Source organism: Microcoleus sp. BROC3, from assembly GCF_036702515.1.
Taxonomy (GTDB): domain Bacteria; phylum Cyanobacteriota; class Cyanobacteriia; order Cyanobacteriales; family Microcoleaceae; genus Microcoleus.
On record NZ_JAUBTQ010000121.1, the window covers coordinates 1 to 5,587 of the forward strand.

At 45.2% G+C, this 5,587-nt stretch carries 2 protein-coding genes; one reads left to right on the forward strand and one right to left on the reverse strand.

What is annotated here, in order from left to right; translation table 11 throughout:
- Positions 1-177: 177 nt before the first annotated feature.
- A complete protein-coding gene (locus tag QUB30_RS32745; protein ID WP_333333927.1) occupies positions 178-1,152 on the forward strand; it encodes a tyrosine-type recombinase/integrase in 975 nt (324 codons plus the stop codon).
- Positions 1,153-1,396: 244 nt separating this feature from the next.
- Here QUB30_RS32745 and QUB30_RS32750 read toward each other — a convergent pair whose 3' ends face one another.
- Positions 1,397-5,275, reverse strand: a complete 3,879-nt coding sequence (locus tag QUB30_RS32750) for a hypothetical protein (RefSeq protein ID WP_333342359.1) — start codon at positions 5,273-5,275, stop codon at positions 1,397-1,399.
- Positions 5,276-5,587 lie beyond the last annotated feature (312 nt).

Genomic DNA, 5,587 nt, shown 5'->3' on the forward strand with positions numbered 1-5,587 from the left:
CTGCCAAATGGGGTCTGCTTTTCAATTCAGGCACCCTTTTTTTATCCCTGGAGATTTTACTTAGTCTAAACTCCAGTCATTATTAGTACGTTCGCGGAACCGACGTGTAAATTATCCTTCTTTTTGCAGCCCTAATGAGGGTAATCTGGTCTGGAAAGCCAAATTATCAGACCGGCTATGGACTTAGAACACGCTGCTAATTCCTTTGGAGAAATAGCTTCGACGCGCGACCTAGTGGCAGAGCTGTTAGCTGCCAAGCGCTCTGTCAACACTAGGCGTGCTTATGAGAAAGACTTGTACGATTTCTTTGCGACAATGACGGGGCAGGAACCTCACCCGGCATTGGTGCGCGAGTTCCTACGGCTGAACCGCTTCGCCGCTGTCGCGGTGGTTCTCAAATATAAAGCCAAACTAATCGACAAGGGACTCAAGGAAGCGACGATTAATCGGCGGCTGGCGGCTATCAAAAGTTTGGTGAATTTTGCTCGCAAGGTGGGCGAGTGCGAGTGGAGTTTGGTAGATGTTGAAGGAGAGAAGGTGGTTCCTTACCGGGATACTACAGGGTTTGGCCGAGTTGCTTCTGAGAATGTGGCGGCGATGCAGTCGGTGTTGTCCATTCCTGACCGGAGTACGCCCCAGGGAAAGCGCGACTATGCAGTTCTCCGGCTGCTGTGGGACAATGCGCTGCGCCGGGGGGAGATCGGCGGAGCCAATATAGGCGACTTTGACCCGCTAGCCCGAACTCTGAACATTTACGGCAAAGGTAGGGGAACTCAAGCGCAGCTAATTGACTTGCACAACGCGACGGCAGATGCGATTTCTGATTGGCTGAGCGTGCGGGGAGCTGCAATGCCCCAAGAGCCTTTATTTATCGCTTTGACAAAGCGGGAATACGGGTTGAGGTTGAGCGGGTATGCTATTTACAAGCTTGTTTTCTCAACTTGCTCCGCTGCGGGAATTCCTAAAAGAATCAGCCCGCACAGAATACGCCACGCTGCAATTACGACGCTGTTAGATGCAAGCAACGGCAATACGCGAATGGCGCAGAAGTTGAGCCGCCATACCAGCTCGAACGTCCTTAATTGCTACGATGACAATCGGCAGAGTTTGCAGCGGGAAGCGTCGGGACTCCTGGCTAGTTTAGTGCGCTAAGTTTAGATTTATATGTTCGGATAATAATCGAATACAAGACTATGGGGAAACTTACCGAAACTGTTAACTTTCGTCTGACACTCTAAGATTAGTTGGGTGCGACTGGCTGAACCTTTACCAGTTACAGCAGTGCATAACTGCGTTATTAGCAGGCAAGCTGATAGAAGGGATGCGGGGCAAGTCAACGACCGACGGTTGCAGGTAATGCAGCAAAGCAGTTAGACTAAAATTCAGGAGGCGCTTGTCACCCCCTGAACAAAATAAGATTGAGGAGATTCAGGGAGCGAGAGTTAAGAAAGTAATTTGCTCTGAACAAACCCCGACGAATCTGCGCCAAGTCGTAACTTTTAAAAATCACCCAAGGAAAATCAACGAAGCCATTGCCGATGGGGAGAAAATCAGTAGCGGGGTACAAAGCCTTGACATAACGCTCCAGTAACATACGAAACCTGTGACTCACAGGCGAGTTTTCACTCTCTTCTGTAAATGAGCGCCGGAGAGTTTCATCTGCAACCAAGAAATGTAGGGGAACAGCGAAATACTGGTCGCTGAAATTGCTAGAGTCGCTAAGTTGCTGCGTAATCTCCTCATTTTGCTTGAGCTTTTGGATGAAATCAAGAGCGAAGTAAATTTCATTTTTTATATCTTGTGGGTAATTTTTGCGCCAGATATTTTCCAAAGCATTTATGAATTCTGGCGTCGCGTATTTACTGACTTGGGAATAAGGATCGAACCTGTAAAGGGAGGTCACTGTGTTATTATTCATTGGGACGAGCAACAGCGAACCATCCACATAAAAAACCTGCGGGCTGAGTTCGATATCCAACAAGTCAGCCATGCAAGAGCATTGGTCAAATAAGAAATCAACGCCTAACTCCAATAGAGACGGTAAGCTAATTTTTTTCCTTGTCTGTTCGTAGGAAATAGAAGAATTGGGTGAGCAAGTAGACTTCTGTAGGAAGAATTTCGCAGACTCAAAAAAACAAGGCAAATGTTCGAGAGCAAGTTTAACATCTCGATCCTCTGGATGTAGACGTTGATGGCTCCGCAGCCGCTGCATGAGAGACTTGATACGGGTACTAAACGTCTCGCCCCCCGAATACATCCCTTTTCCGCCAATGGGAATCATTGCTGTGTTGCGTCCGCAGAGATATCCTGCACCCGTAATTCTCGTCATTATCGCTGTTCGCAAGACGAGCAAGGAACCTATCAAATTTGCGACGCGAGTGATCTGACTTTGTTGCTTGCTGGGTACATTGGTGAATACTTTTTCAACAATGTACACCGTCACTTTCTTAGGTTCGCGATCGTTATTTTTTCCCTCGGCAAAATCGCCCCGACCTCGATAGATGGTCTGAATAATTTCCATCAGGTTGTTTTCTATCTGAAACCTAGGTAGCTCGACGATTATGTGTTTTGCATGAGGAAAGGAAATGCCGCGAGAAGCTGATGATGTCATAAATACTACTCTAACCTGGTCTTTACATTCAAGGCGACTTTCCTTGTCTGGATCTGAAAGGGAATGTATTTCCAGATAAGCCTTATTTTTATCGAATCGAGGCCGCCTCTTTTTGACCAAATCTATTAATTGTATCAGACGTTGCTTGTCCTGAATGTAAACCAGTAATTGGTCTGAATTTTGCTCAGAGACGTGGTGGATTATTTCAGTTACTAGGGAATCGTCCCGCGCTGACTGACCCAGTTTATTTTTAAGGGAGCCATCCTCATTAATTTTACAAGTCTCGAAGAAAACTTTGTAAGTGAGTTCAATAAGTCTTGCTGGATATGAGTTGGCGTTAATTATGGTGGAATCAATAATTCCTCGCCGTGCTGACTCATCAGTAAACGACTGAAAACTAAGCTCCAGTGGCTCTCGCTCATTCTCAACAGGAGAACAGTAAATCTTAGCCGGCTCCGCTTCCTTTGTACCGAGGTGCGGCTTAACAACTTCAACACCTATTAGGGAAGCGTCAGCAACAATCAGTTTAGTATTAAAACCATGCGATTTATCGAAGAGTTCAAGCTTTTTATCCAGCCATTTCTGCATGGCGTGAAACCACTCAACCCCAGCGCTATCGCCCGTCACTTCGTCAACCATAACAATGATGTTTCTCAGGCGTGAAGATAATTTAATCATTTCCTCTGAAATCACTTCACCCTGATTTGTAACCGAACGGAATAGTCTATGAAAGTTATCTAAGGAGTCTCCGTATTTATTCACTTTACGGAGGGACTGAGTAGAGCAGGTAATCACAATTTTACTCACGCCCTTATTGATGAGAGCGTGACCAGCATCGCACAGGCTCCTAATCACTCCCGTTCCTGATTTTTTATCGTAGCCAAGCGAATTTCCTGAAAGACGACTTATTTCCTGTCTCGCTCTTGTGAGATGCTTTCCCTCATCTCCAACGCCAATAAAAGTTACCCCTGACCAATTAGAAGTATTAGTATCGCCATTAGAATAATATTTGACTGTTGGCAAGCCGTTGTTGGTGGCAATAATAGCGTGGCTGGTATAAATGCAGTACAGGTCATCAGCAAACAAGCGCCGCGATTCAGTTCTAAATTTATTGATTGTGTCTTCGTTAACCGATAGCCGCGGACTGACGTAGAACAGCAGGAAGCCCTCGTTAACGCGATCGCGAAGAAAATCTACCACTGTCGTTGTTTTCCCAATACCCGGATTTCCGGTCAGGAACAGATAGCGACAGGCGGATGACAGTTGTTCGTTTATTATTTGGGCATGAGCATTCCTTAGCGTAATTTTCTGAGGAAGGTTGTATTTTGAAGTAATCGAATCATCTAGAAAATCCGATGGATTGTGAAAATTACTAATTGTTTCAGTGAAAGACACGGTTCTGTCCGCAGTGGTATTCATATCGCACAGCGAGTCAACAAATTCTTTTACGTCCTGCTGTTGGCGATCGCTCTCTTGTTCGCATTCTCCTGCTGTACTGTTTCCAACGCTGACTCCCATTCCACCGGGTGCGTACAATAAACTATCCGCGACACTTCGCTTGATTAAATTGAGCATCTTAACAAGCGTCCGCTTATAACTATCGATTGAATTCTCTGTGTCAGACTTTTCCTGTCTCTTCATGGACTTATATGCGTCGGCGCAACGATCAAGGATATCGAAATCTTCCCGCCCGACATTCAGAGTGCTAATTCCCTGCGTCGTGTAACCGATCGCCGTGACTTGGACAGTTGCATCCTTTGGTATCCTGTTCTCTGATTCGAGAAACTTGACAAAACTAGCGGAGTACGATGCCGCCTGCACCAACTTAACAAAGTCCTTGTCGTAATAAGAAAAAGCTGTCAGGTAATCCTTTATGTCACGCCCAATTATTAATTCTCGATTGCTTCCTTCCTTTGTGTCAATTTTTAAGTGATGATAAACACTTTTGGACATTAAGCGGTGCAGTTCCACTCCGAGAGACTCAAGGATTGATAAAGCACTCGATAAATTCCACAAATCGCAATGTTCTCGTTCATCAGTTGCACCCTGATTTTCCCCTTCGTTCAACTCGCTGCTGTCATTGCTATCAACGGTGAATGCAGACAAATCAACGCAGACGATGCGATATTCCTTTTTTCCGCCTCCCTCCCCCTCTTTCGACATCAGCATTAATGTGTCCGCCTTTAAAAATTCCCCCGTTGTAGCGTATTTATTTATGTATGGGAAAACCTTATCTGGGGTAATGCCCAACTGGGAAAGGATTTGAGAATAGCGGTCATGTTCGTTTTTTTCCAGCGTTCTCATGCTGGTTGCATCCGAAAGACAGCACTGCACGTACAGCAATTCCCAATATCTGCTTGTATTAGAGGAGTACCCGAACGCATCCATCAGTTCGTGCCATAAACCCAAACCGCCAAGATGACCCCGCAGAAGTAACAACTTGCCCCATGTTGTCCATATTCGCTGACTCTCCGCGTCAATAAATCCCTCTTTCAATTTCATTTGGACGAGGCTATTGACGACTCCTCGATGATTAAGTTTTTTCAAATCATCGATGAATAAACCCATGTGGGCATATTTCATCCCTGTTTGATGAATCGCCGTCAATATTCCCGCGTTAAATGCTAGCTCGAAAAGATGTCCTTGTGCCTCTCTTATTTGCATTTACAGATCCTCTAAAACTTACAGATCCTTTAAAACGGGACAATATCGCCGTTGCTAATAACCCACCACTGGGGAGCGATTATCGATTCAACTCGCTCCTTAAGCATCGGATTGGAATAGGACTCAACCAAGCAGTCAACATAATGTTGAGGCAGCTCATCGGGAGCGCTTACTTCACGATCTACTAAGTAATTCTTAATTTCATCGAGAAGCAAGAGAGAGGAGTGAGATAGATTAATAGACCTCTTGCAAAAAAGATATATGTTATAATCAGAAGTTTTAAATTTAGCCCCCTAGAGCTAACTCATAATT

Bases quoted from the DNA above. Each gene is read 5' to 3' on its own strand.
- QUB30_RS32745 (WP_333333927.1), top strand. From the start codon at position 178: ATGGACTTAGAACACGCTGCTAATTCCTTTGGAGAAATAGCTTCGACG.
- QUB30_RS32750 (WP_333342359.1), bottom strand. From the start codon at position 5,275: ATGCAAATAAGAGAGGCACAAGGACATCTTTTCGAGCTAGCATTTAAC.